Source organism: Nocardia gipuzkoensis, assembly GCF_021183645.1.
Taxonomy (GTDB): domain Bacteria; phylum Actinomycetota; class Actinomycetes; order Mycobacteriales; family Mycobacteriaceae; genus Nocardia; species Nocardia abscessus.
The window spans coordinates 7,173,599-7,197,388 of sequence record NZ_CP089225.1 but is presented as its reverse complement, the minus strand read 5'-3'; the positions used below and the strand labels follow the sequence as shown (position 1 = coordinate 7,197,388).

Genomic DNA, 23,790 nt, shown 5'->3' with positions numbered 1-23,790 from the left:
CGTCGACCGGCGCATGCTTGCCAGATCCGTGAAGAATAGGAAATCAAATGCCTCAGAAGGTGCGCGGCGTAATCGCCCGTGCGAAAGGAGCTCCCGTCGAGCTCACCGATATCATCATTCCCGACCCAGGCGCCGGTGAGGTCGTCGTCGCGATCGCCGCGTGCGGGGTGTGCCATACAGATCTGAGCTACCGGGAGGGCGGGATCAACGATGAGTTCCCGTTCCTGCTCGGGCACGAAGCCGCCGGCATCGTCGAAACCGTCGGGGCGGGTGTGGATTCGGTGCAACCGGGCGACTTCGTCGTCTTGAACTGGCGCGCGACCTGCGGTCGATGCCGCGCCTGCAAACGCGGGCGTCCCCAGTACTGCTTCAGCACGTTCAACGCCGGCCAGCCCATGACGCTCGAGGATGGCACGAAGCTCACCCCAGCGCTCGGGATCGGGGCGTTCGCGCAGAAGACGCTGGTACACGCCGGGCAATGTACGAAAGTCGATCCCACCGCCGACCCTGCCGTCGTCGGACTGCTCGGTTGCGGTGTGATGGCGGGATTGGGTGCCGCGGTGAACACCGGCAACGTAGGCCGTGGCGATTCCGTCACAGTCATCGGCTGCGGCGGCGTAGGCGACGCCGCGATCATGGGGTCACGCCTGGCCGGTGCATCGAAGATCATCGCCGTGGACCGTGATCGACGAAAGCTCGGCTGGGCCAGAGACCTTGGTGCAACACATACCGTTGATGCTTCCCATGTCGACGTAGTCGCCGCCGTGCAGGAACTCACCGACGGGTTCGGCACCGATGTCGTCATCGATGCGGTCGGTCGCCCCGAGACGTGGAAGCAGGCATTCTATGCCCGCGACTTGGCCGGCACCGTGGTGCTCGTCGGTGTGCCGAGCCCCGACATGCGGCTCGATATGCCACTGCTGGACTTGTTCTCTCACGGTGGCGCGTTGAAGTCGTCCTGGTACGGCGACTGCCTACCCGAACGAGACTTTCCGACACTGGTAGATCTCTACCAGCAAGGCAGGTTACCGCTGGAAAAGTTCGTCACCGAGCGCATCAAGATCGACCAGGTCGAGGCGGCCTTCCAGAGGATGCGCACCGGTGATGTGCTCCGTTCGGTGGTCATCCTGTGAGCGGGGGGCTCCGTATCGACCGCGTGGTGACCAGCGGCACCTTCGAACTCGACGGCGGTGTGTGGGAAGTCGACAACAATGTGTGGGTGATCGGTAACGACGAAGAGGTCATCGTCGTCGACGCCGCCCACGATGCCGAAGCGATCATTCAAACAGTCGGCAATCGCAACGTCGTCGCGGTGATCTGTACCCACGGTCACAACGATCACATCACCTTCGCGCCCCTGCTCGGCGAAAAGCTCTGTGCACCAGTGCTTTTGCATCCCGCAGACCAAACCCTCTGGGACATGAGTCACCCCGGACAGCGCTACTGGGCTGCCACCGACTCGCTACGTATCGCGATCGCTGGGACAACCGTCGAGGTAATCCACACTCCCGGACACTCCCCAGGCTCCATCTGCCTGCACCTGCCCGAGGCCCGAGGCCTGTTCTCCGGAGACACTCTCTTCTCCGGAGGGCCAGGCGCGACCGGCAGATCCTTCTCCGATTTCCCCACCATCATCGGTTCGATACAGCAGCGACTGTTGGCCCTACCAGAAGACACTCAGGTGTACACCGGTCACGGAGACGGCACCACCATAGGCATCGAAGCACCGCAACTGCCTCACTGGATCGAGCGGGGGTTCTGAGCTGCGCCGCGACCGGCGCGTCTATCGGGGATGCGAGCATTGCCAGCCAATTCGGAACTTTCGGACACATCGTTGCCGGAACTGTGTACAGTGGCACCGACGACGCCGAGAAAGGCCGGCGTCTTCGCCATATGCCGCGCCGATCGACGGTTTGTAGGCGCAGCCGGGCTTCCAGCTGCCTACTGGTGGCGACAATGCAAGGAAGGTCTCCGATGGAAATCGTTGTCTTACGCGCGTCATTTGCTCGGCGATTGCCGCGCGTCTGATTGCCGCGCCGTCCGAGCGTCGTGCAGCCCGCTGAGACGCGATGAATTGCCGTGGGTGGACGGCATGGCGATAGGTATCGACGACCAGTTTCCGGGAGTCGCAACCAAACCCCGCCCAGCCCACGATCGTAAACCACGTTATTCGTCTGACAGAGAGGTCGCGCATCATGCGAGACCACAGGGGATATCCATGCTGACATTCGCTGCCCGGACAAAGGGCAACGCGGTCAAGGCAGTCGCCATCGGCGTTGCCGCGCTCACGGTGAGCGCCTGCTCGCTGCTGCCGCACGTGGGTAATGAACCAACGCGCATCACCGCCGACTTCGACAATATCGCCGGCGTCTATGTAGGCAATCCCGTGACCGTGCTCGGGCTCGAGGTCGGCAGGGTCGAGAGAATCGTACCGAAGAGCACCGTCATCGAGGTGTATCTGTCGATCAAGTCTGATGTGAAGATCCCAAAAGACGCGATGGCTGTGTTGATCTCGCCGTCCATCGTCACCGACCGCCACATCGAGCTCACCCCTGTCTACACTCACGGCGAGACGCTCGCCGACGGTGCCCACCTGCCGAAGTCGCGTACCAAGACTCCCATCGAGCTCGATACGCTCATCCAAACCATTGATCAGTTCACCGCCGCGCTGAAGCCGCAAGACGAGATGGAAGGGTCCGGCCCGCTGTCGGGCCGAGTGCTGCACCCGCTTCTCGAGGGCAACGGCACGAAGATCCGCGACACTCTCCAGGCGCTGTCGAGCGCGCTGAAGGTCGGCACCGACAACAAGGACGCGGTCTCGAATATCATCATCAGACTGAACGAACTCACCTCGATACTCGCGGAAAACGACCGCGCGGTGCGGGATTTCAGTGACAAAGTGACGCAAATGAACGGGTTGCTCGCCGAGCAGGCGCCCGGCCTGCAGGCTACGCTGGACCAGCTCAGCGCCTTCCTTGCCAACACCTCAGGCGCATTCGGGCAGTACCAGCACCAGTTGGCGGATACCCTGTCCGGGCTGACGAAGGTGACCGATCAGCTCCGCGCCAATGCCCATGGCCTCACCGAGGTCGTCGACCTGACACCCATGGTGTTTCAGAACATCGACAACCTGGTCGACCGAGAGCATGGACATGCCCGTGTAAAAATGATGCTCTTCACAGCCCTCAACGGTGAAATAGTCAGCTTGTTCTGCGAGCGAATCCAGATGAAAGCCGACGGCTGCCGTACCGGAAACATGCAGGACTTCGGTCCCGACTACGGACTTACCGCCGCACTGCTCGGACTGACGAAATAAACGCGTCGCGACCTCAGCCCTTCCGCGTTCGGACATCGATCGAAAGAGTGCTCGATAGTCCACAGCGCGTGCCGAGCGGTATCGCTTTGACTGCGCGTTCGGGTTGTCAACATCGAGTCGGGTACAAAATCTCAGTTCAGCGAACCCCAAGCAGATGTGATGGTGGGTGCACTCCGCGACGGCGTTGGCAGTAGGCCAGGCTGCGCCGCAGCGGGCTCGGACTTATCGACAAACCCTCAGCGGCCGCCGTGGGGTGGCGGGCAGGTGTGCACACCGTTCGTTCTTCGCAACACCAGAAGGTTAAGGCGCGCCCTGCCCGAAGCGCGATAGCAGACAGTGGCCACCCTCTCGCGCCGGGTTCGCGCCGGAATGCCTTCGGCATCTAGGGACTATTCGTATTGAAGGCCGACGAAGCCGAGCTTGCCCTGCGGGGCTGGAGCCTGGCGTCTGACAGTTGTGTGCAGAAGTACCGTCTCACTGGCGGAGCGTCAAACCACCGGGTTGCTCAATGTGCCGAGGCCTTCGATTTCGACGTCCACCGTATCCCCATTTTTCAACCACACGGGAGGCGTGCGTGCGAAGCCGACGCCGTGCGGGGTGCCGGTCAACAGAACCGTTCCGGGGCGCAGCGTCATCGTGCTGCTGAGGTTCTCGATCAGCGTGGGCACATCGAAGATCATGTCGGCAGTCGTCCAGTCTTGCATGACGTGGCTGTTGACCCTCGTCAAGAGCTTCAGTGCATTCGGATTCTCGATCTCGTCGCTGGTCACGATGGTAGGACCCAGCGGGCAGAAACCATCGAAGCTCTTGCCGCGCGCGAACTGTCCGCCGCCCAAACGCTTCTCGCGTTGCCAGTCCCTGGCGGATACGTCATTGGCGATCGTGTAGCCGAAGACGTACTGCAGCGCTCGGTCCTTGCGGACGTCCTTGCACGTCTTGCCGATGACCACTGCCAGTTCGCCCTCGAAATCGATCTGACTGCTCAGCCGAGGGATCCTGATCGGATCGCCCGGATTGTTCAGCGCGTTGCTCGACTTGATGAACAACACCGGCAGTTCAGGGATGGTAGAGCCGCCTTCTTCAGCGTGCTTGCGATAGTTCAAGCCGACGCAGAGGATATCCGTCGGCACAATCGGGGCAAGCAGTTTCTCGACCTCGACCACCCGCCCGGACAGCTCCAAAGCGTTGAACAAATCCCCCTCGATCAACTCTGCTGTAGCGTCGTCGATTTTCCGTCCGTAGCGGATTGTTTCACCGGTGATGAATCGTATGATATGCACGGTGATCAGCTTAACGGATAACGCAAGCAGCGAAGTGCTTCGGGCGCCAAAATATGTTGCCCCGGCGGTTACGACGTAACGAGTATTCGACGAAAGCCAGATTCCCACCCGCGAGCACTCCCCCGCTGTTGACCTGACCCGGCCGCGTCGTTCGCAAGAATGTCGGCGAGCATTGCTTGTGGTATGAGTTGCGCGCCGGCCAATGTGACGGAGATAATTATCTCGATCGGCATGAATACGAAGAGCATGATGCGAAACGGGGTGGTTGTGGCGGGCCCCGATCAACACTTCACGCAGCGATCCGGCCGCCTGTTTCGTCGGCTCGGTCGGTATATGGGTCGACTGGCGTGCACTGTAGAGCGCCCCGCATGTGCCAAGGAGGATCACGCATCCCATGGCGACTGCCATTAGTCGGTACCCCCGGGTGCCGCCGCCTTCGGCGGCCAAGGATAGTGGTGAGGTAGTACAACAGGACGAGCCCGGGAACGTCCGCATAGGTTGCGGTGGCCAGGGATCCGCTCCCGTAGCTGATGCGTTCGGTCATGGAGAGGCCGAACCCCTCCTGGTGCCAGGAACCGGGTGTGTTCACGGCATACCTGCATTGCGCCGGGCGTCGATCATCGTTGAAATCTCAGATCCGGTATCGGGCTCGAGTAAACATGAACCACAGTGGGAAGCGGAACTTGCCGACATGACGCGGCCAGGGCAGGCTGGTACTGCCGACCGGCGCAGTGCCGTTCCGCGGTATTCAACACCGGTCGCGCGGATTCGACGCCCATGTCGGGAGGTAGCCTCAACGGTCCTGTGACGGGCTTTCCTGCGATGTCAGCGCATCGTGCGCCGATCCACGCGCTTGCTTCCGTAACTGCCGACGCACAACGTGCCCCACCACGCGCCGTCGAATGCGCGCGACACGACCGGTCGCGTAGATCTGGTCGACGAAACGCTCACCCGACCGTTGCAATGCCTCCATGATTGCGTCGACAGGACAGTCCACGAGCTGGTGGCGGCGTTTGCGCCAGCGTCCTGCGATCATGACCGCTTCGATGTTGCCGGCGTTGGCATGCAGCGCCGCGGCAATCGGATCGTGGAGCGGCCACAGGTTGAGCGCACGCGTGTCGATCACAACGAGATCGGCTTGCATGCCCACCTCGATGCGACCGATCCGATCGGCCATGCCCAGCGCGCGCGCACCCTCCACGGTCGCCCACGCCAGCGCCTGTTTCACGCCGAGCGAGACCACCGGCGCACCCAGGCCGGTTTTTGCGTGCGCCTGCTCATGCGCGAGGCCACGCTGGCGTGCCAACACCAGCCGCGCGGCGACCAACATTTCCCCCGGCGCGACGATTTCGGTGTCGGTACCCAGCGACGGTGCCGCGCCCAGGCCCAGCAGCTGATCGGTCACTCGCGTGCAATGCCCCTGGCCCAGTTCGTTTTCCGGCGTCGTTGTGAAACTGACCCCGGCCTCGACCAACAGCTTCACCCAAGCAGTGGTCAAACCCGTGCCATGCACGATGTTGGTCAGGGGCCCCCACAAGCCGGCGGCGCTGACGGCCTGCCAGCCCGGACCGGGCGGTCCGGCGCTCTGATGCATCGACGCCAACAGTCCACGTTCGGCGGCCGCACGCAGATCCGCCACCGCCACTTCGGGCTTCGATAATTGCGGGCCCGCCACGGCCATCCCCAGCGAGAGCAACTCGCTCGTGGCGATCACTCCGCCGAGCAGGCGGTCGATCTCCCGGGTGTCGTGCACCCGATCGCGCAGACCGTGCGGAGTGCCATGCAGCAACACCGCCCGAATACCCGCCTGCTGCAACGCGTCGATCGCTGCGTCCGCGTGGTCCGGTGTCACGCAATTGTGGGACCAATCGCCGATGGTCGTCACACCACCGTCGATCTGGTTGAGGGCCCCGGCGAAAGTCCCTATATGGATGTCCTGCGGGCGATAGTGTCGTGCAGCAACTCCATGAGCGTGGACAAGATATTCCGGCAGAGACCAGTCCGCGCCCGCGAAACGCATCGCCGTCTGCCACGAGTGCAGATGAGCGTTGACAAGCCCGGGAATGACGATCCGGCCCGCGAACTCGACGATGTCAGCACCCACAGGATCGAGCCGATCACCGATCTCGATGATCCGGTCGCCCTCGACGAGGATGTCGACGTCCTCGACGTCGGGACGATCCGGCGCCATGGTGATCACCTGCGCACCACGCAACAGTGTGCGGCTCATTCGTTTTCTCCCGTCACCCGCGAGGGCAAATCAGCGGACAGGCCGAACCGGGATGCGGTCGGCGCAGACACCGGTGCGCCCCCGTCGTGGCTCGACAAGGGGTTCGTGCCACGGGCCGACACAGATCGGCAACCAGCGAAGGGCGAACCATCCCTCACGCTCGAAGGTCGAGCGGTCAAGCGAAAAATACGGATACAGTGTGACCGATATTTCATTGCGCTGTCAAGCAACCTGCACCCCCCGCTCTTGACACTCGCTACAATATCGGCAACGCTGTAACCATTATGAGCGCCCAACTCGACCGCGGCATCCAGCCCGACTCGCAATTCGTCGTGCTGGAAGGCATGAAGGTGCACTACAAGCGCACCGGAACGGGTCCGACCGTGCTTCTACTGCACGGCAGCGCGTCCTCCCTGCACGGAGTGGAGGCCGAGGCACTTCGCAACCACCGGCTCTGGAACAGACCCGGCAACCGTTCAGCGTTTGTGGACTTCGTCAACACCGACCAGCCCGACCGCAGCGGCGAGATTCCCGCCATATCGGTGCCCACGTTGGTGCTGCGTAGCGCGGGTATGGGCGGGCAGCATTTCACCCGCGATATCGCAGGCAGTATCGAGAAGGTTCATCCGGAGGGCGGTCACCTGCTCCCGGAGGAAGACCCCCAGTGGGTCGCCGAGACGATCCCCGAAAACCTGACTTCCCTGCCGCAGAGCGGGGTGAGCCGATGAAGTACTTTTCCGCTGCCACAGAAGACCGTCGGCTCGATGCCGCGGCGCGCCGGAGTTTGCGCGGCAGTTATATCCGGTTGTCCGACGGCATCGCGCACTACGAACTGACCGGCCCTGAGGGCGGTGACATCGTCGTCCTCACCGGCGGACTGATGATCCCGTTGTTCTATTGGGACGCGATGGCCGCGGCACTGCACGCCCAAGGATTACGGACCCTGGCCTACAGCGGTTACGGACGCGGATACTCCGACCGCGTCCAAGCCCCCTACGATAGCGTGACTGCACGACCATCGCCGCTTACGATGCCCGAGCAGGCAACGAGGTGACCGCCGAGGCATTCTTCCCACCCGAAGGCGATGTGCGCCTTCGGATCTGGCTGGCCGACACGGTCTTCGACTACACGGCCACCGCAGCAGCGGTGCGCAATCTCGTCCACGACTGGCGACGAAAGCATTGGTGCACAATCGAACTGATCTGCGACGCCATCGAGGATCGCCGGACGCTGGCCCGCCTACCATGCGAACGACTATTCCTCGGGCCGTGATCGCTGCGCCGAAAGGTTGGCGTACAAGGTAGCTCAGCAAGCTTCGATCATGCTTCGGCTGTATCGAGGCCCTCGCCTTTGTCGGTCAATCAACCTTCCGGCAGGAACGCGCGCTCGACACGCTGCGCGTCGCGGTCGGCATCGTAGCGACCATCGAAATAACTGTCATAAGTGACGATATAGTCAGTATTGTCGGTGATGTTGAAGAGATCGAGGAGGAGACGTGAACGAAACCAGGGCGAGTGCGCCTGGCAGTCCGAGCCCAGCGGCCGAGGTTCTGGCCGGGGGCGCGGGTACCAGCGGCATCCTGACGGCAATGTGCACCTGCCTGGTGCTCGTGGTCGCGTCGGTATCGGCGCTCAATCTGGCCATGCCGGAACTCGCGGTGGATCTGTCGGCCTCGACCACATCGCTGACCTGGATCGCGGACGCTTACACGGTCGCGCTGGCCGCGCTGGTATTGCCGATCGGTGCGCTCGGCGACAAGTTCGGCCGACGCGATGTACTGATCGGCGGCACCGTGGTCTTCGCGATCGGTTCGGCTGCCGCCGCGTTCGCCGATTCGACGACCACCCTGATCGCCTGGCGCGCGGTCATGGGCATCGGCGCCGCGATGATCATGCCGGGCACGCTGTCGACCATCACCGCGGCGTTTCCAGCCGAACGCCGCAACCACGGCGTCGCGATCTGGTCCGGATTCGCTGCCGCGGGCGCGATCCTCGGCATGCTCGCCGCCGGATTGTTGCTTGAAGTATGGAGTTGGCGTTCGATCTTCGTGGCCAGCGCGATCATGGCGGTGGTCGGTGGGCTGCTGGCATTGCTCCTGGCGCCCAACACCCGCGACGAGGAAGGCCACCCACTCGACCACCTCGGCGCGTACACGAGCGCCGTCGCGATCGGCGCGCTCGTCTACGGCATCATCGAAGGCAGCGAAGCCGGATGGACCAGCGCTCGGGTGGTGGGAAGCTTCGCTGTTTCCGCAGCGGCGCTGGCGCTGTACGCCGTACTCGGGTTCCGCAACAAGCACGCGCTGCTCGATCCGCGCCTGTTCGGCATTCCCGGGTTTCGCTCCGGAGCGGTCACCGTTCTCGTCCAGTTCCTCGCCATATTCGGCTTCTTTTTCGTCGGGCTGCAATATCTGCAGTTGATCCTCGGCTACAGCGCGTTGCAGAGCGCGATCGCGCTGGTTCCCATCGCGGTGGTGGTCATGCCGGTCAGTGTGCTGACTCCCCTGCTGACCGAGCGGATGGGGATCAAAGCGGTCATGAGCGGAGGCCTGCTGCTCCTCGCTGCCGGCATCTACGCGCTGTCGTTGCTGCACGTGGACTCCGGCTACCTGCCCTTTCTCGGTGGCCTCGTGCTCGCCGGTCTCGGTGTGGGCGTGACCAGCGCCGTGGGCACCTCGGTCATCGTCGGATCATTGCGCGCCGATCAGCAAGGCGTCGCATCCGCCATGAACGACGCCACCCGGGAGGTCGGCGCCGCGATCGGCATCGCCCTCATGGGCTCGGTGTTCTCGAGCCATTACACATCGTCACTGCCCGCGCTGGATCGACTGCCACCCGCAGCCGCGCACGCGGTCGAATCCTCCGCCGCCGCAGGGCTACAGGCCGCCTCACAACTGGGTCAGCAAGGTGAGCCCCTGGCGGCAGCCGTCCGCTCAGCCTTCATCGACGGCTTGTCGGCCTCGCTGATCGTCGTGGCGGCCGTCGTCACGGCCGCCGCCCTCGGCGCCCTGCTCCGCGCACCCCGAATCCAAACCTCCCCGCGTTGAACACTCGAGCAGTCCGTCGGAAGGAGTTGTGATGCATACGCACGGTTCCCGTCGAAGCGTCGAGACTCGCACCGCTCTCGTGCTCCGCGAGGAGGAGACGTGACGCTGACCGCCGTCGACCCACGTAGTGGGTTCGCCCTCTCGGCGCGCCTTCGGATGACCTATGGCCTGGGTTCCCTGGCAACGGCGACGTATGCCATGGTGCCCGGCCTCGTCCTCTTGCACTACCTGACGAACACACTCGGTGTGGCCGCCGCGGCGGCTGGATTCGGCGTCCTCGTACCCAAGCTGCTCGACCTGGTGTACAACCCGGTCATCGGGAGATTGACCGACTCGACCGTGTCACGTCTCGGCCCTCGCAGACCGTGGATGATTGCGGGAGCGGTCGTGCTCCCGCTGGGGTTCGTGGCCATCTTTTCCGCCCCCGTCAGCGGAAACGGTGCTGCCTGGTGGGTAGGCGCCGCGCTGGCCGTGACCGGCCTCGGCTTCTCGGCTTTCGTGATCCCCTACAGTGTCCTGCCCGCCGAGCTCGGGGCGAGTTCGGCGGAACGCACGTCGATGATGGTGTGGCGGACCGCCTGGCTGGGTGCGGCGATGCTTGTCGTGGCAGCGGTGACATCCTCGTTCGCTGGGGCCGACGGCGGCGACCGTCATGACTACCGTGTGCTGGCGCTCGTGATGGGCGGCGTGATCGTTGTCGGCGCGTGCGGCGCGATCTACAGCGCTCGCGGATCCACCCACGCCGTGGTGGCGAGCCGGTCGCTGACAGTCGGATCGCTGCGTGAAACGCTGACCACGGCTCATCGGCACCGCCCGTTTCGCACTCTGCTGGGGGTGTTCGTGCTCATCGAGGTGGTCATCTCCGTCACGTTGGCCGGGCTGCCATACCTGTCGGTCCAGATTCTCGGATCGGACAATGCGATCGCGGCGTTGTTCCTCTCCGCGGTGGGACCGATGTTGCTGACGATGCCGGCGTGGCGTCGTGCTGCGTCGGCCTGGGGTAAGAAGGCCTGCCTGACCGTGGCGCTTTCGATCCTCGGCGCAGGTGCTCTCGCGGTCGCGGCCCTACCACGCGTCGAGCATTCCGTGCGGTTCGAGGTCGCCTGCGCGGCCATCCTGATCGCCGGAATCGGCTTCGCCGGGGCGCAGATCCTGCCGCAAGCGATGCTCGCCGACACCTTGGCGGCCGACGCGAACGAGTCCGGCCGCCGCCGTGCGGGGGTTCTCGCCGGGATCTGGTCGGCCGGCGAGACCATCGGAGCTGCCGCAGGTGCAGGCATCTACGGTTTCGTCCTGGCTGCGAGCGGATTCGTCTCATCGACAGCAGGTGAGGTAGTCAGCCAGCCGCGCAGCGCGCAGTGGGGCATTGTGCTCGGCTACGCTGCCATCGCCTTGGCGAGCGTCCTCGCGGCCCTGAGTCTGCTGAGGCGCTACGAACCTGCGGAGGATCGGCACACCTCCGGTTGACCTCGGCGGTGTGGCAGCGCAGCCGCGAAGGTCTCGGTGGCACGGCCGAACAGGTCGATCACCCCCGATCGGCCATGGAGGTGGCCGAACGGGTGGCGAACCTGTTGATCAGCGGTGATCCGCCTCTGTCTCCGCTTGGGCACGAGCCGCACCGGCAGCGTCTCGAATCGGCAAATGCTGTCCAGACGCGGTTCACCCCAGGGCCTCGGTGTGCGCCTTCGAGATCTGCTGCGCCAACTTCCATACGGTGCTGTCGAGCGCAGTCGACGAGGGATTCGCGCAGACATAATGGTCGGGGCGGAGTACGACGAATGGTTGCCGCCTGAAGTATGGGCGGGCCAGCTCATGGAGGTCTTCGAGGATCTGGGTCGGCGCTCCACGATGGACGGGGCGCTGCCCCGGGAAGGTCAGCGTTACGTAGTTCGCGCCCAGGACGTCTTCGGCGATGCGGCGGCCGTGTGTCGACAGCGCTTCGCGTGGATCGGTGTCCCAGCCGATGATGCGCCAGCCAGAGCCCGCGACATCATCGAGTCGACGCTCCGCTCCACTGAACGTCCGCACGAGCGGCTGGGGAAATAAGCGGCCAACCGGCGAGCGCAGCGACGGTTGTGCCAACAGCAAACCGCGTCGGTATCGGGCTGGCGGGCGCCAGCGTCCTTGGCGAACGTGTTCCCGTAGCGGCGGGAGGCGCAGGAGCGTCACTCCCACCACGTCGCGAATCATTGCCGCCCACCGCGATTGCATAGTGACCAGACGGCCGACCCGGACCGACATTGCGGTAATCGCGTCGGCGTGCGGACGGCGCTCGACCTCGTAGGAGTCGAGTATCTGCAGTGGCGCGCCGGCATTCACCACGGCCGCGATTTTCCAGGTCAGGTTCGTGACATCCCGGATTCCCGAATTCAGACCCTGGCCGATCATCGGAGGCATCAGGTGGGCAGCGTCGCCGCACAGCAAAACCCGTCCGACCCGCCAGTGCTCGGCGCTCTTGGCTCGGAAGGTGTAGATGAGATGGCGCAAGATCTCCGCGGTGTCGGGGTCTGCAACCTCAGCGATCACCCGCCGCGCAGCCTGCGGGGTAAGGATCTCGTCGCGGTCCTCCCAGGGCATCACCTTGCGTTCCCAGCGGTGCCCACCAGCGGCGAGCCGGCCGGTCAGACTGGGCGCCGCCGGGTCCAGTGTCATCTGGAAATACGGAAGATGGGTGACCGGCTCCGGCAGCTTCGCATCGACGATCAGCCAGGTGTCGGTGTATGCGGATCCGACGAGCTGGACGCCGATCGCTTCCCGGGTAGCGCTATTGGCGCCATCGCACCCGACAACGAAGCGTGCACGCGCGTTCCCTGTCCCGCCGTCGACATCACGAAACGTGAGTTCGACGACTTCGTCGTCCTGGGTCAACCCGGTGAGCCGGTGACCTAGTCGGATATCGACATCCGGATACTCCGCGAGGGCCGCCCGAAGGTGCTTGTCCAGCAACGGCTGGTAGATCGCGGACATCCACGGATGCCCTTGGATTTTCTCCGTCGGCAGCGTCGTCGCGACAACCTTGCCGCGAGCCGACACCCACTGGGCGCCAGCTCCGAGGAGCATGTCTGGAACCGTGCGCTCGTACACTCCGGCCTTTTGAAGCGTGCGTAACGCTTCTCCGTCGAGAACGCCGACACGCGGATTGGGATACACATCGGCCTCGCGCTCGAGGACCAACACCGTCAACCCCGCGCGTGCCAGCAGAAGCGCCGCCAGCTCCCCAACCGGACCCAGGCCTATCACGGCAACGTCGAACGTCACGACAGCCTTCCCTAATCCGTGAAAAGGATGTCGGTAACTCTCGAACGACCTACAAGGCCGGCCGCCGGACGTTCGAGTGACCGTGTCCGATCGGATACCTGGGATGAGGTGTGGAGCACATCTATCATAGTGACAACAGTGTTGCCGTTATTCTACCCCGTGTCAACGGCGATCGCCTACGACCCCTGTCCATAGTCAATCATGAGGAAATTCTCAGTGCAGCTTGACTGATGAACTCTTCTTAAGTGACGATACAGTCAGGATATGGAGCGTCTGCTCGACCGAGCGGATCAGACCTCGGTCCTGGGCCGCTCGCGCACCCCGAGTGCGTAGGGATTTCCGTTTCCGTCGCGGATGGCCGCCCCGACCTCTCGAGGAGTCTCGCCGTGTGGATGCGGCCGCGCTGCCAATCGAAGGCCGCACGCATCTGGGAGAAGAAGTCGACAGGTGCGATGCCCACCGTGACCGTGCCGAAACTCTCCGGAATGCGGTGCTCCAGGGCCGTCTGCAAGGCCGACTGACCATGGCGAGCGATTGCTCAGCGCTCGCGGAGACCGACACCTTGCCACCGGTCCGTGCGATAGTTCGCCCCGTGGCGTCTTCGAGACCGAGGCAGTGGATGTAGGTGACCCAGGGCCCGATCAGTCCCTCCTTCTCGAACTGCTCGAGCACATGGCCCCAGCTGGTGTCATTGACATGCGCGAACATGGGCAGACCGAGGTCGCGGGCAAGCTCGAACAAATACTCATCGACGTGATAGCCCAGTGCGAGGCGGACAAGCGATCCGTCGTCGGCTGCACCGGTGGTGTCGATGAGACTATGGATGTCTTCCGGGTGGGCCTACGACGGATCCGGCTCGTGATCGCCGAACGAAGGCGAGAAGCTGAAGACGCACCGCATCCCGGATCGGCGGATTCCTTCAAGCGCGGCGTCGGCGTGCTCGGGTGCCCTCGGCGAGAAACGACTCACGGACACGTTCGGCGGGGGCGCTGCCGCGAATGATCACTCAGATTCGAATCGCAGCCTCGCGTCACGCGTTGTCGCCGGGTCGGGTGACTCGCGGGGCCGGGCGGCGCAGATCGTGCCGAGGAGCGCCACTGTGGCCACGGCAGCGACCACTGCTCCGAAGACGATGCCGATGCGGGACGGGCTCCAGCGCTGGGCGGCGAAGCCGACGCCCAGGATCGGAACGGAAATCGCGAAGTAGGCCACGACGAAATAGGCGGAGGCGATCTCGCCGCGCCGCGATTGAGGAGCCGCTTCCACTACCGCGCCGAGCCCCGTGCCGAAGCTCGCGCCATGCCCGAGGCCGGTAACCAGCGCAGCCGCGCCGAGCATGACCACCGACCGAGTGCTCAACGCTGCGGCGAGCAGCGCGGCGCCGAGTATCAGGGCCACACAACCGAGGATCATGGCCTTGGAGGCAGGTAGCGTCCTGGTGAACGCTTGGGTGGCCGCGGACGCGGCGAACGCTGCGGAAACCAGCAAGCCGACCATGGCCTTGTCGTGAACGTGCAGAGATTCGCGCAGAAACGTCGGCACGACCGACGTGAACAGACCGATTACGCAGAAACCAGCGCATGCGGCGAGTGCCGCGCGGGTGAACACACCCCGCGCCTGAGGCGGAATGGACAGCCGCTGCATAGTGAGCAGAGTTCCAGGCGGCGTCGCAACGGTCTCGTTCACATGCACGATCGCGAGCGCGGCTACACCGATCATCGCCAGATGCACAACGAAGACGCAGTGCAGTGGCCACGGAACGTATTGCGCCAGCACCCCCGACAGTGTTGGCCCAATGCCCAATCCCCCGATATTTGCGACTCCGGCGACGGTAGTGACTCGGCTTTTCCATTTCACCGGTGCGGCTTCGATGATCATGGCGGTTGCGGTACCGGTGAAGATGCCGGCCGACAGTCCCGAGAGCGCCCGTCCGACCAGTAACTGCCACACCGACCCAGCAGTGAGGAAGACCAGGGAACTGGCCGCGGAACAGGCCAGTCCGGCAATGAGCAGCGGTCGACGTCCGAGCGTGTCCGACCATCGGCCGAACAGAATCAGTGCCGCGACGACTCCGGCGGCGTAGGTGGCGAAAATTGTGGTGGACATGCCGATGGAGAACCCGAGCTGGGCGGCATACAGCGTGTACAGCGGCGTCGGCAGGGTCGTGCCGAGCATGACGACGGCGAAGGCGTAACCGATCCGCACCATCGACCTGAAGTGGGGTTCGCGCGCGCTCGGGAGGTGCGGGTATAAGGGGAAGGCGGCGTGCGCCGCTAATCGAGTGACCATAATGGCAACATCGTTGCCGTTATAGATCATTCCGTCCAACTAGATCGGCAACAGTGTGTCCGATATTACTGGGCGGTACCGGCGCCACTGCGGCCGCGAAGACCGAAGCGTCGCACGGCGCGCGCTTCGGTGCCGAAACCACCTCGAGAGCGGAGGGTTCACCACCCTCGACCGAGTGGTCAATCCTGCGCTACCGACCGCGCCGATGGACTTGTCGCCGTAGTCGACGGGATCCTGCATCGCCAGCTCGTTCTCGGTCGGCCCGCGCTGAGCGAGCGCCAACTGCGCATGCTGCTGCAAGCCTGACCGCCCGTACTTTATCCACCGCGCCCAGCCGGGCGTGCGGGAAGCCACTCGATCATGGCTCTGGTGACCTTGAACGCGCGGTCGGCGCGGGCCGCGCAATTGTGCCATTCGATGATGCCTCGCAGCCGGTCCACATCACCGGCTGCGATCGCTTCGACGAGTTCGCGGTGCGCCCTCGGGCCGACGCGCATCGGCCGACGCCGCTCGAACGGCTGCCTGGTGAAGCGCTGCGCCGGGCAGCATCGACCTCCCGGGTATTTCAGAACATGCGCGCGGAATCCGGCCTCGGTGGCGCATACAGGAATTGGCACGGCATCGTCGGGTAGCTGTGATCCACGCGGTCATCGACGGCGGCGGCCCGCGCCCAGCCCTTTTCGATCACCTCCCGCGCGAACGCTACAGCCGCCTCGCGGGAGGCGACGAAATGCAAGGGGGAACCCAGACCGAAGTCGACCATCAGGTGCCACAACATCGCATTTCCGATCTCATGAACGCGCCCTCAGCAACGCCGACGGCGGCAGCCGGACCTTGGTCGGGCCTTCGAAATCCGAACCTCGTCAGGTCGGCGAGGTGTCCGTGCCACACAGGATGTCACCGCAGCGATTACCGTGCACCTCTCGTCCATGGCCGAGCCCACCAGGACGGGTGAACCGCCGCGGTTCACTCCTCCCTCCCGATGGTCTGTGTCACCGGGGATCCGACCGCCGGGGTCATCGCAATGATGGATTTCAGTGTGCGCGCGAGCCGATCGGTGGTGGCGATCGAGCCGATGTAACCGTCGGGGCGGATCAGCAGCAGGGTGGAGTCGGTCAGGCCATAGATCCGAGCAAAGGACTCGGTGATGTCGGCGAGGACCACATCCGCCTGATCACCACTGTCGACGGTGACCCGTTTCAGCTCCGCGCCCTTCGCGGGCCACGGCAGTGCGGCCAGGTCCTCAGCCGCCGCGGAACCGTAGGCGATCGCGGTGAAGTGCGGTCCGGCGAAGAGATCGAACAGCCGTCGCGATCCCCCTGTCGTGCTGAGCAGCCTCGCATCCGGCGCGCGATCGCCCACCCGCAGCGTCGCGGTTCGTTGGGCATCATCCGCCGCCAGGGGTCCGCCGCGGTAATGGAGGCCCAGCTGGCGTTCGTCATCACCGCGTTTGATGGACGACGGGTCGAGCTTGGACAGACCCTGATACTTCTCGATCGACAAGCCCAAGACCCCGGCCGCGATCGGCTGACGCTCGGCTTCGTAGGTGTCGAGCAGGCTGTCGGGCGCACCGGCGAGCACTTGACTGAGTTTCCAGCCCAGGTTGTAGGCGTCCTGCACACCGGTGTTCAGTCCTTGCGCACCCGTGGGGGGATGGACATGAGCGGCGTCACCGGCGACGAACACCCGTCCCGAACGGTAGCGTTCAGCCAGGCGAATGTTGGGGCGGAACACCGACTTCCAGCTGACATGCGACAAGCGGATGTGTTTGTCGCCGGTCTGCTTGCGGATGCGAGCGTTCAGGCTGTCCTCGTCGAGATCGGGCTCCTCATCGGGGCGCAGACGGATCATCACCTGAAACCGATCGGAATGCGGCAGCGGACACGCGCCGACGAACCGGCCACCCGGACGCGGCCACACATGCCAGCGGTCCCGGGAAAGGCCGTCCACCACGGCGTCGGCGATGATCACCCGATCGGCTTCGTCCGTTGTTCCCTCGAAGCCGATGCCCGCGGTTTTCCGGACCGTGCTGGCCCCACCGTCGGCACCGACCAGGTAACGAGCGCCGATCTCGGTCACACCGTCAAGACCGGAAACCGTCGCCACGACCGCATCCGGATACTGTTCGAATCCGACCAGTTCGCAGTTGGATTCGACGGACACGCCCAGCCGCCACAGGCCGGCGCGCAGTGCGGCGTCGGTGCGGAACTGGGGGATCAACCACGTATTCGGATGCGGCACATCCGAGCTCACGTCGGCATGCGAGATCATGCGCCAAGGAATGTTCAACGGACCCGCATGGATACCCAGCAGCGGGTAGTCGGCTCCGCCGGCGCGAATGCCATCGAGGACGCCGAGGTCTTCGAACACTTCCAGGGTGCGCGGCTGGACTCCCTTCGCTCGCGAACCCTCGAAGGCGTGCGCGGCCTTGTCGATGATCCGCACCGTCCGTCCGCGACGGGTCAGATCGATCGCCAAGGCGGTGCCGGTCGGTCCGCCGCCGACGACAAGGACATCGACGATATCGGTGGTGGGCTGGGTCGTCATCGGTGCGTCCCTTTCTTGGCGGCGTCGACGAAAGCGGCGAATCGGGAACTCATTCGGGCGGGTTCCTCGTAGGGGACCATGTGCCCGCACGGCGAGAAGATGTGTGACTCGGTGGGCGCCAGCAGCGCGCACACCTCGTCGTAGTTCGTGATAGGAGTGACCTGGTCTTGGTCGCCCCACAGCAGCATCCGCGGCACGGGCAGGTGTCCGGTTCGCCGGTAGAGGTCCTGGCGGCCGCCGAGCGGAAAGTCGGCGATCGTGGCAGCCAACGCGTAGATCGAGCCTTCGAACTGGTAGCACTCCCGCACCATCGCGGTGAGTGGCGCGGACTGCTGTGGATCGCGCACGTTGTGCGAGAGGTGCCGGTCGAGCATTCTGCTGCCCAGACTCTTGGCCAGGACGGTTCCCACGAAATCGTGGCGCAACAGCCGAGCGGCGGCAGGTGCCGGCTGCAACCCAGCGGGGCCCGCCAATGTCAAGGTAGCCAACCGGTCGACGTGCTGGTCGGCGAACGCCATGCTCACCAGCGCACCCATCGAAGTTCCGACGAGGTGGTATGGCTCGGACAAATCCAGACGCTCGGTCAGGTCGGTGAGTTGCCGCACGAACAGCGCCTCGTCGTAGCGTGCCTCCACGCGATCGGAATAGCCCCGGCCGTAAGCGCTGTAGGTAAGGGTGCGGAATCCGCGCCGGTGCAGTTCGGCCACGAGTTCGTCCCAGTAGAACAGGGGGACAGTGAGACCGCCCGCGAAGACAACGGTCTCTGCCTCGGCGGGCCCGCTCAGCTCGTAGTGAGTGATCCCATCGCCGCATCGGAGGAACTCACCGCGCAGCTCGCCTCTGGTAGGCCCGTCCAAGCGACGTGTCTCGCCGCGGGCCACGAAGTACTTCATCGTTGTTCCTTCGGCTGTGCGGCCACCTCGGTGGTCAAGAAATCCAACACCGCGCCTGCCACCCACGCCGGATCTTCATCGGGGAGCAGGTGGCCGCCACCGGGGTGCACTCGTTCGTGGCTGCCAGGGATATCGCGGGTGAAGTGCTGGCCGTCGATAGACGCGCTACGCAACACGAGGGTGGGCACAGCGATGGTCGGGATCTCGGCTGTGCGGTCGATCTGGTCGGTATTGGCGAAGTCGATGAACGCCTGTTGGTTGCCGGGCCTGGTCAGCATCGCGTAGACCCGGTCGATCATCTCGTCGTCCACCACCGACGATCGTGATCCGACCGCCGAGCGCAGATTGCGTGCAGTGGCCGACCGAGAAGCCAAGCGGGGCAACAACACCCGACCGATCGGATTACGGGCCAGCCGCAGCGCCAGCGGTAGCGACTTGCCCGGGTAGCCGGTGGCGTTGATCAACACGAGCCGATCTACACGCTGGGGGTAATCCAGTGCGAAATTCCAGGCGATGTTGCCGCCGAGGGAGTTGCCCACCACCGAAGCATCGACCACTCCGAGGGCATTCAAGAAGGCGGCGACCGTCTTGGCGTATGTCTGGACCCGGTAGTCGCGGTCGGGGCGCGGACCCGTGAGGCCGAATCCGGGCAGGTCAGGGCGAATCACGTCGAAAGACGACGACAGGGTCGCGGCCACCTGGTCGAAACAGTGCAGCGAGGAGCCGCTGCCGTGCAGGAGCAGCACCGATCGCCCCGTCCCCGACCGCTTGTAATGAACGTTCTGACCTTCGACGCTCACGAAGCGCGAATCAGGATCGATGTAGTCATCGACAGCTACTACTCTACTCATAATGGTTACAGCGTTGCCGATATATGACCTCTGGTCAAGAGTTGCGGCAACATTGTGACTGTTATTGCCGAGGCCGTCTGGACCACCGATCCGGGATAATGCGCGCGCGTGCCCACCACCGATTCCGACGCCACTGAGACCATTGGCCGACGCTCCCCCGGCCGCCCACAGGTTCGTTCGATCGGATCGTGACAACCGCGCTGCGCCTGATCGATGAGGAAGACGCCGACGCGCTGTGTATGCCCCCCGGCCGAGCGCCTCGAAACCGGTACCGGACCGATCCGACTCGGCTACGGTTCAGCAGCGGTCATTTCAACGGCAGAGCGCCCTCCATACCGCCGACATCGGTGATCTTCCATCCCGCGCCCGAATCGACGGTGACGTTGTAGGTCACCGTCGTCTGGCCTCCATCGGGCGTCTGGGCGTTGGTGGAGTTGACGTTCAAGAAGACGTTCACCCTGTACACGCCGCCGTTCTCGGAGGCGACGACGGCACTGATCGGCGTGGCGGTCGAGGACCATTTCAACGGCACCAGGATCTCCTGCAGTTTCGGAGCGGTGGCGTCGAATTTGCTCGCCAGTGGCGCGCTGGTATTCGCCTTGAGTTTGGTGACCCACGCGTTGTAGTCCTGGAAGTTGATGGTGGAAGCGCCGACCGCGTAATCCGTGGCGACCTGCTCGGCACGGCGGTCGGCGGCCGCTGCGGCATCGCGGTCGCTGAGCTGGTCACGAGTCGAAAGCCACAGAGCAGCGAAGACGCCCATCGCCGTTACGACGGCGATGAACGCGGCTGCGAGTGCGATTCCGGACGGCCGTATCGACACCGTCCACGATGCCCGCCCAGCCGCTACGGATCGGTCGCTTGCCTGTGCAGGCCGGTCGATTGTCGTTTCCTCGCCGATTCGGTCGTTGGTCTCGGTGGTCATGTGCACTCCTGCGGTGTTGTTTCGATCTGTGCGGTCCGCTATTTGACGTTGATCTGCAAGCGCACGACGCCGTCCCCGGTTTCGGCGAGTGCTTGCGAAATCAGCGCGCTGAGGTCGACGCGGCTCAGCTGCCCAGTAGCCTGCGCGGCTGCTGGGGTGAGCACGGGCACCAACCGGGCGAGGTCCGGGCCCATCTCATCCAGATACCGGGTGAGTTGACCGGCGAACGGTATGACGCCGTTTCCCTCTACGTACATGTCCGGCACGGTGCCGATCCGGACGTACCTCTCGATGGCTCGCGCGAGGTCGTTCATGGAGGCGCCGATTTGTGTCCAGCCCGGCGCGGCCGCGCTCATCGCCGGACCGGTCCAGTCCATGTCCCCGCCCAATGCCTGAAGGTCGACCAGCATGGCTCGGATCGCATCGGTTCGGGCCAGCAGGGTCGCGGCCAGCAGGGAGGTCGACCGGGCGAGCCGCGGGAGGACGGCGTCGGTGCCGGCCAGCCCCTGGGCGAAAGTCTCGACGATGTCTTCGAGTGCCTGCGGGTCTGATTGTTCCATCAGATGGGTTACTTGGCGAGCGACCTCCGGTATCGAGGTCGGCGTACGGATGGCCGCGGTGTTGATGTGCTGTCCGTCGCGCAGATACGGTCCGTCGCCGCCTTGGACGGGAGTGAATCGGACCTGCGGTTCGCCCAGCGCGGAGAGGTTTTCGATGGTCACCGTGCTGGCGACCGGGATACGGTAGTCGTCCCGCACGCGCATGCCGACCTGGACACCGCTGTTTTCGTTACGCACGGAGACGATCTCGCCGACGCGGACGCCGGACAAAAGGACCGGCGAGCGCGGGCCGAGGCTGCCCGAGTTGGTCAGTGTCATAGTCAGTGTGGAGTATCTGGTGAACCAGTCGACACCGACGACATCGAAGGTGAGGTAGGCGAGGCCGAGGAGTAACACGGCCGCGAGGCTGCCCAGCGACACCGCCGGGCCCCGAACTCGTGATGTCATCGCACGGCTCCGATCATGCGCAGGGTGTCGATGATCCGGCTGGTCTGTTCGTCGGCGGGGATGCCGGTCCCGGCGTCGATGCGGGTGATGTTCACCTTCGCGCCGTGCTCGGCGAACGGAATGATCTGATCTCGGATGAGCGACACGATTCGATTGAGATTCGACGGCGCGTTCAGGTCCAGCGGCCGGTTGGTGAACAGCAGCGGCATCAGGGCTTTTGCGGCGCCATCGCCCGCTGTCATCAGCGAGGTCATCCAGGCGAAGGAGTGGACGAGATCGCCCATGACGCCCGCCACCCCCAGGATGAGGATCAACGACTTCAGTGCTGAGGTGACGTGGGTCGTACCTTGCTCGCTCAGCAGTCCACGCAACGCTCGATCGCGGTCCAGCGCCATCGCCGTATCGGCCTCCATTCCGTCGAGGAAGCGGTCCACCTCATCGAGATGCCGGGCAACGTCTTCGAAGTCGGCACCGATGACCTGCGCGATGCGGGCTGTGTCGGGAGGTTGTTGCGGCAGCACCGCGTTCATGCGGTTCACCAGGTCCTGGAAATGGTGGACCGCACCGCCCTGGACAAACGTCGCAAGGCCGGCCATCACGTCTTCCACTTGCACAGGTGGTTTCGTCTGCGCGATCGGTATGCCGCCGCCGTCGGCCAGAGTGTCGTCGAATCCGTCCGGCGGTGTGGTCAGCTCGATGAAGACGTCCCCCAACAGGGTGTTCTGCCGTAATTGCGCGGTCGTGCGCGCCGGCAGTTCCACCCCTCGGTCGATGTCGAGATCCGCGATCACATGGCCGGGAACCGTTGCCGTGGGGTCGACCACCGTCACTGCCGCCAGATCACCCACCTGTACGCCGTTGGCCATCACCTTCGCCCGTGCGGGCAGGTTGAGGGCATTGGCGAATTCGACATGCACGCGGTATGCCTCGCCGCGGCCCGCGCCGGGGATCGTGATGGCCGACGGATCGAAGGCACAACCGCCGAGCGTGGCAGCTGCGATAACAAGGGCGATCAGTCTCGTCGCGCCTTTCGATCCGCTCCGACCCCTCATCGTGCACCTGCCAGAGCCAGCACCAGCGGTACCAGATCGATTGTGACCAAACCGTTTTCAATGCTTCGGCAGCGGCCGGGGAGTGTCGCGTCGATCGCCGAGCACACTTGTTCGGCATCCGCTCGGTCGAGAGCGACTTTCGGTGGAGCGTAGGAGAGTGCGGCCTGGCCGGTACTCGGATCGACGGACCGCTGGAAGGCATCGGTCAGCGCAGGGATCATGTTGACGAGTTGTTCGAGCGTCGCGACATTGGCGCCGGCCCAGCGGACCAACGGGACCGTCGCGTGCACGACGTTCAGCAGCGGCTGCCCGAACGTGGTGGTGATGTCGTTGAACCAGGGCAGGATCACTCGCAGTCCATCGACGATTTCGATGAACGGTGCGATCACCTCGCTATTGGCCTGATCCAGCATTCCGCCGAGTCGCGTCAGCATATGTTCCAGATCGCCCCAGTTGTTCTTCAGTACCGCGCCGAGTTTGCTGATCGCGTCTATCAGTTCACCGATGCGTCCGATGGCCGCGTCCGGCGATTCCAGCGCATCGCCTAGTTTGAAGATCAACTCGTTGAGCGCGGGGCCGGTGCCCGACACGGCGGTGTCCAGAGCCGACAGTCCTGCGCTCACTGTGTCCCGTTTGCCCGGGTCGTCCGGCGTGCTCAGCTCGGTGGCAAGCTTCGACAAGGCGTTCAACGTCTCGGTCATACTCTTGGGAGTGAGAGACCGGGTGATGCACCGGCCTGCGCCCCACTCGGGCGCCGGTCTCGGCTCGGAGAGAATGGCGAGGTTGCGATCGGCGACGAGTGTGTCGGACAGCGTCACCGCTGATACGTCGCCGCGCAGGGGGTGATCGGCTTCGACCGTGAAATCGACACGAACGCCATCACCGGACGGCTCGATCCGAGTCACCGAGCCGACCGGGATCCCCAGCATTGTGACATGGCTGCCCTGGTATAGGCCCACCGCATCCGGCATCATCGCGCAGTACGAGCGCATCGACTTACCGGCTCCGGTCAGCACGAGGTAGGCGGCGGCGCAGACCCCGAGCAGGACCAGAACGGTCGTGACCGACATGAATCCACGGGACGCGAGAAGTCGTC

Annotated in this window: 21 protein-coding genes; 9 read left to right on the top strand and 12 right to left on the bottom strand. The window is 64.4% G+C overall.

The window, feature by feature from the left end:
* The first annotated feature begins 47 nt into the window (after positions 1-47).
* From LTT66_RS32895 to LTT66_RS32885, 3 genes are all read left to right on the top strand, one after another.
* Entirely contained in the window at positions 48-1,133 is a 1,086-nt protein-coding gene (locus LTT66_RS32895) for an S-(hydroxymethyl)mycothiol dehydrogenase (protein ID WP_233062402.1), read from the top strand.
* The gene (locus LTT66_RS32890; protein ID WP_233062401.1) at positions 1,130-1,762 is read left to right on the top strand and encodes an MBL fold metallo-hydrolase; all 633 of its coding nucleotides are present in this window, start codon (positions 1,130-1,132) and stop codon (positions 1,760-1,762) included. Before LTT66_RS32895 ends, LTT66_RS32890 begins: the two co-directional genes overlap by 4 nt.
* A gap of 456 nt (positions 1,763-2,218) precedes the next feature.
* Positions 2,219-3,316, top strand: coding sequence for an MlaD family protein (locus LTT66_RS32885; protein ID WP_233062400.1), 1,098 nt, complete (start codon positions 2,219-2,221; stop codon positions 3,314-3,316).
* 488 nt (positions 3,317-3,804) lie between these two features.
* Here LTT66_RS32885 and LTT66_RS32880 read toward each other — a convergent pair whose 3' ends face one another.
* Both LTT66_RS32880 and LTT66_RS32875 read right to left on the bottom strand, forming a co-directional pair.
* Complete coding sequence (locus LTT66_RS32880; RefSeq protein ID WP_233062399.1) at positions 3,805-4,704, bottom strand: fumarylacetoacetate hydrolase family protein; 900 nt, start codon at positions 4,702-4,704, stop codon at positions 3,805-3,807.
* Positions 4,705-5,389: 685 nt separating this feature from the next.
* Positions 5,390-6,826, bottom strand: a complete 1,437-nt coding sequence (locus LTT66_RS32875) for an amidohydrolase family protein (protein WP_233062398.1) — start codon at positions 6,824-6,826, stop codon at positions 5,390-5,392.
* Positions 6,827-7,110: 284 nt separating this feature from the next.
* Between LTT66_RS32875 and LTT66_RS32870 the strand changes: the two genes are divergently transcribed.
* From LTT66_RS32870 to LTT66_RS32850, 5 genes are all read left to right on the top strand, one after another.
* Positions 7,111-7,554, top strand: a complete 444-nt coding sequence (locus tag LTT66_RS32870) for an alpha/beta fold hydrolase (RefSeq protein ID WP_233062397.1) — start codon at positions 7,111-7,113, stop codon at positions 7,552-7,554.
* The gene (locus LTT66_RS32865) at positions 7,551-7,880 is read left to right on the top strand and encodes an alpha/beta fold hydrolase (protein ID WP_233062396.1); all 330 of its coding nucleotides are present in this window, start codon (positions 7,551-7,553) and stop codon (positions 7,878-7,880) included. Before LTT66_RS32870 ends, LTT66_RS32865 begins: the two co-directional genes overlap by 4 nt.
* Positions 7,877-8,098 (top strand): hypothetical protein, encoded by a 222-nt coding sequence (locus LTT66_RS32860; RefSeq protein ID WP_233062395.1) that lies wholly within the window; start codon positions 7,877-7,879, stop codon positions 8,096-8,098. Before LTT66_RS32865 ends, LTT66_RS32860 begins: the two co-directional genes overlap by 4 nt.
* Positions 8,099-8,321: 223 nt before the next feature.
* A complete protein-coding gene (locus LTT66_RS32855; RefSeq protein WP_233062394.1) occupies positions 8,322-9,872 on the top strand; it encodes an MFS transporter in 1,551 nt (516 codons plus the stop codon).
* 99 nt (positions 9,873-9,971) lie between these two features.
* Positions 9,972-11,339 (top strand): MFS transporter, encoded by a 1,368-nt coding sequence (locus LTT66_RS32850; RefSeq protein ID WP_233062393.1) that lies wholly within the window; start codon positions 9,972-9,974, stop codon positions 11,337-11,339.
* Positions 11,340-11,531: 192 nt separating this feature from the next.
* Here LTT66_RS32850 and LTT66_RS32845 read toward each other — a convergent pair whose 3' ends face one another.
* On the bottom strand, positions 11,532-13,130 hold the full coding sequence (locus LTT66_RS32845) for a bifunctional 3-(3-hydroxy-phenyl)propionate/3-hydroxycinnamic acid hydroxylase (RefSeq protein WP_233062392.1): 1,599 nt from the start codon (positions 13,128-13,130) through the stop codon (positions 11,532-11,534).
* A gap of 696 nt (positions 13,131-13,826) precedes the next feature.
* On the opposite strand from LTT66_RS32845, the gene LTT66_RS32840 reads away from it, so the two are divergent.
* A complete protein-coding gene (locus tag LTT66_RS32840; RefSeq protein WP_233062391.1) occupies positions 13,827-14,132 on the top strand; it encodes a hypothetical protein in 306 nt (101 codons plus the stop codon).
* Here LTT66_RS32840 and LTT66_RS32835 read toward each other — a convergent pair whose 3' ends face one another.
* From LTT66_RS32835 to LTT66_RS32795, 9 genes are all read right to left on the bottom strand, one after another.
* Positions 14,133-15,449, bottom strand: a complete 1,317-nt coding sequence (locus tag LTT66_RS32835) for an MFS transporter (protein WP_233069479.1) — start codon at positions 15,447-15,449, stop codon at positions 14,133-14,135.
* A 535-nt stretch (positions 15,450-15,984) separates the two neighbouring features.
* Positions 15,985-16,197, bottom strand: coding sequence for a hypothetical protein (locus LTT66_RS32830; RefSeq protein WP_233062390.1), 213 nt, complete (start codon positions 16,195-16,197; stop codon positions 15,985-15,987).
* A gap of 188 nt (positions 16,198-16,385) precedes the next feature.
* Positions 16,386-17,966 carry an FAD-dependent oxidoreductase gene (locus LTT66_RS32825; protein ID WP_233062389.1) on the bottom strand — a complete coding sequence of 527 codons (1,581 nt, stop codon included), beginning with the start codon at positions 17,964-17,966 and terminating at the stop codon, positions 16,386-16,388.
* Positions 17,963-18,859: an alpha/beta fold hydrolase gene (locus LTT66_RS32820; protein ID WP_233062388.1), complete on the bottom strand. Its 897-nt coding sequence runs from the start codon at positions 18,857-18,859 to the stop codon at positions 17,963-17,965. The genes LTT66_RS32825 and LTT66_RS32820 overlap by 4 nt, the downstream gene beginning before the upstream one ends.
* Positions 18,856-19,905 (bottom strand): alpha/beta fold hydrolase, encoded by a 1,050-nt coding sequence (locus LTT66_RS32815; protein ID WP_233062387.1) that lies wholly within the window; start codon positions 19,903-19,905, stop codon positions 18,856-18,858. The genes LTT66_RS32820 and LTT66_RS32815 overlap by 4 nt, the downstream gene beginning before the upstream one ends.
* 112 nt (positions 19,906-20,017) lie before the next feature.
* Positions 20,018-20,635, bottom strand: coding sequence for a hypothetical protein (locus tag LTT66_RS32810; RefSeq protein WP_233062386.1), 618 nt, complete (start codon positions 20,633-20,635; stop codon positions 20,018-20,020).
* 38 nt (positions 20,636-20,673) lie between these two features.
* The gene (locus LTT66_RS32805; RefSeq protein WP_233062385.1) at positions 20,674-21,642 is read right to left on the bottom strand and encodes an MlaD family protein; all 969 of its coding nucleotides are present in this window, start codon (positions 21,640-21,642) and stop codon (positions 20,674-20,676) included.
* Positions 21,639-22,694 carry an MlaD family protein gene (locus tag LTT66_RS32800; RefSeq protein WP_233062384.1) on the bottom strand — a complete coding sequence of 352 codons (1,056 nt, stop codon included), beginning with the start codon at positions 22,692-22,694 and terminating at the stop codon, positions 21,639-21,641. The genes LTT66_RS32805 and LTT66_RS32800 overlap by 4 nt, the downstream gene beginning before the upstream one ends.
* Positions 22,691-23,710: an MlaD family protein gene (locus LTT66_RS32795; RefSeq protein ID WP_233062383.1), complete on the bottom strand. Its 1,020-nt coding sequence runs from the start codon at positions 23,708-23,710 to the stop codon at positions 22,691-22,693. The genes LTT66_RS32800 and LTT66_RS32795 overlap by 4 nt, the downstream gene beginning before the upstream one ends.
* Positions 23,711-23,790: the final 80 nt, after the last annotated feature.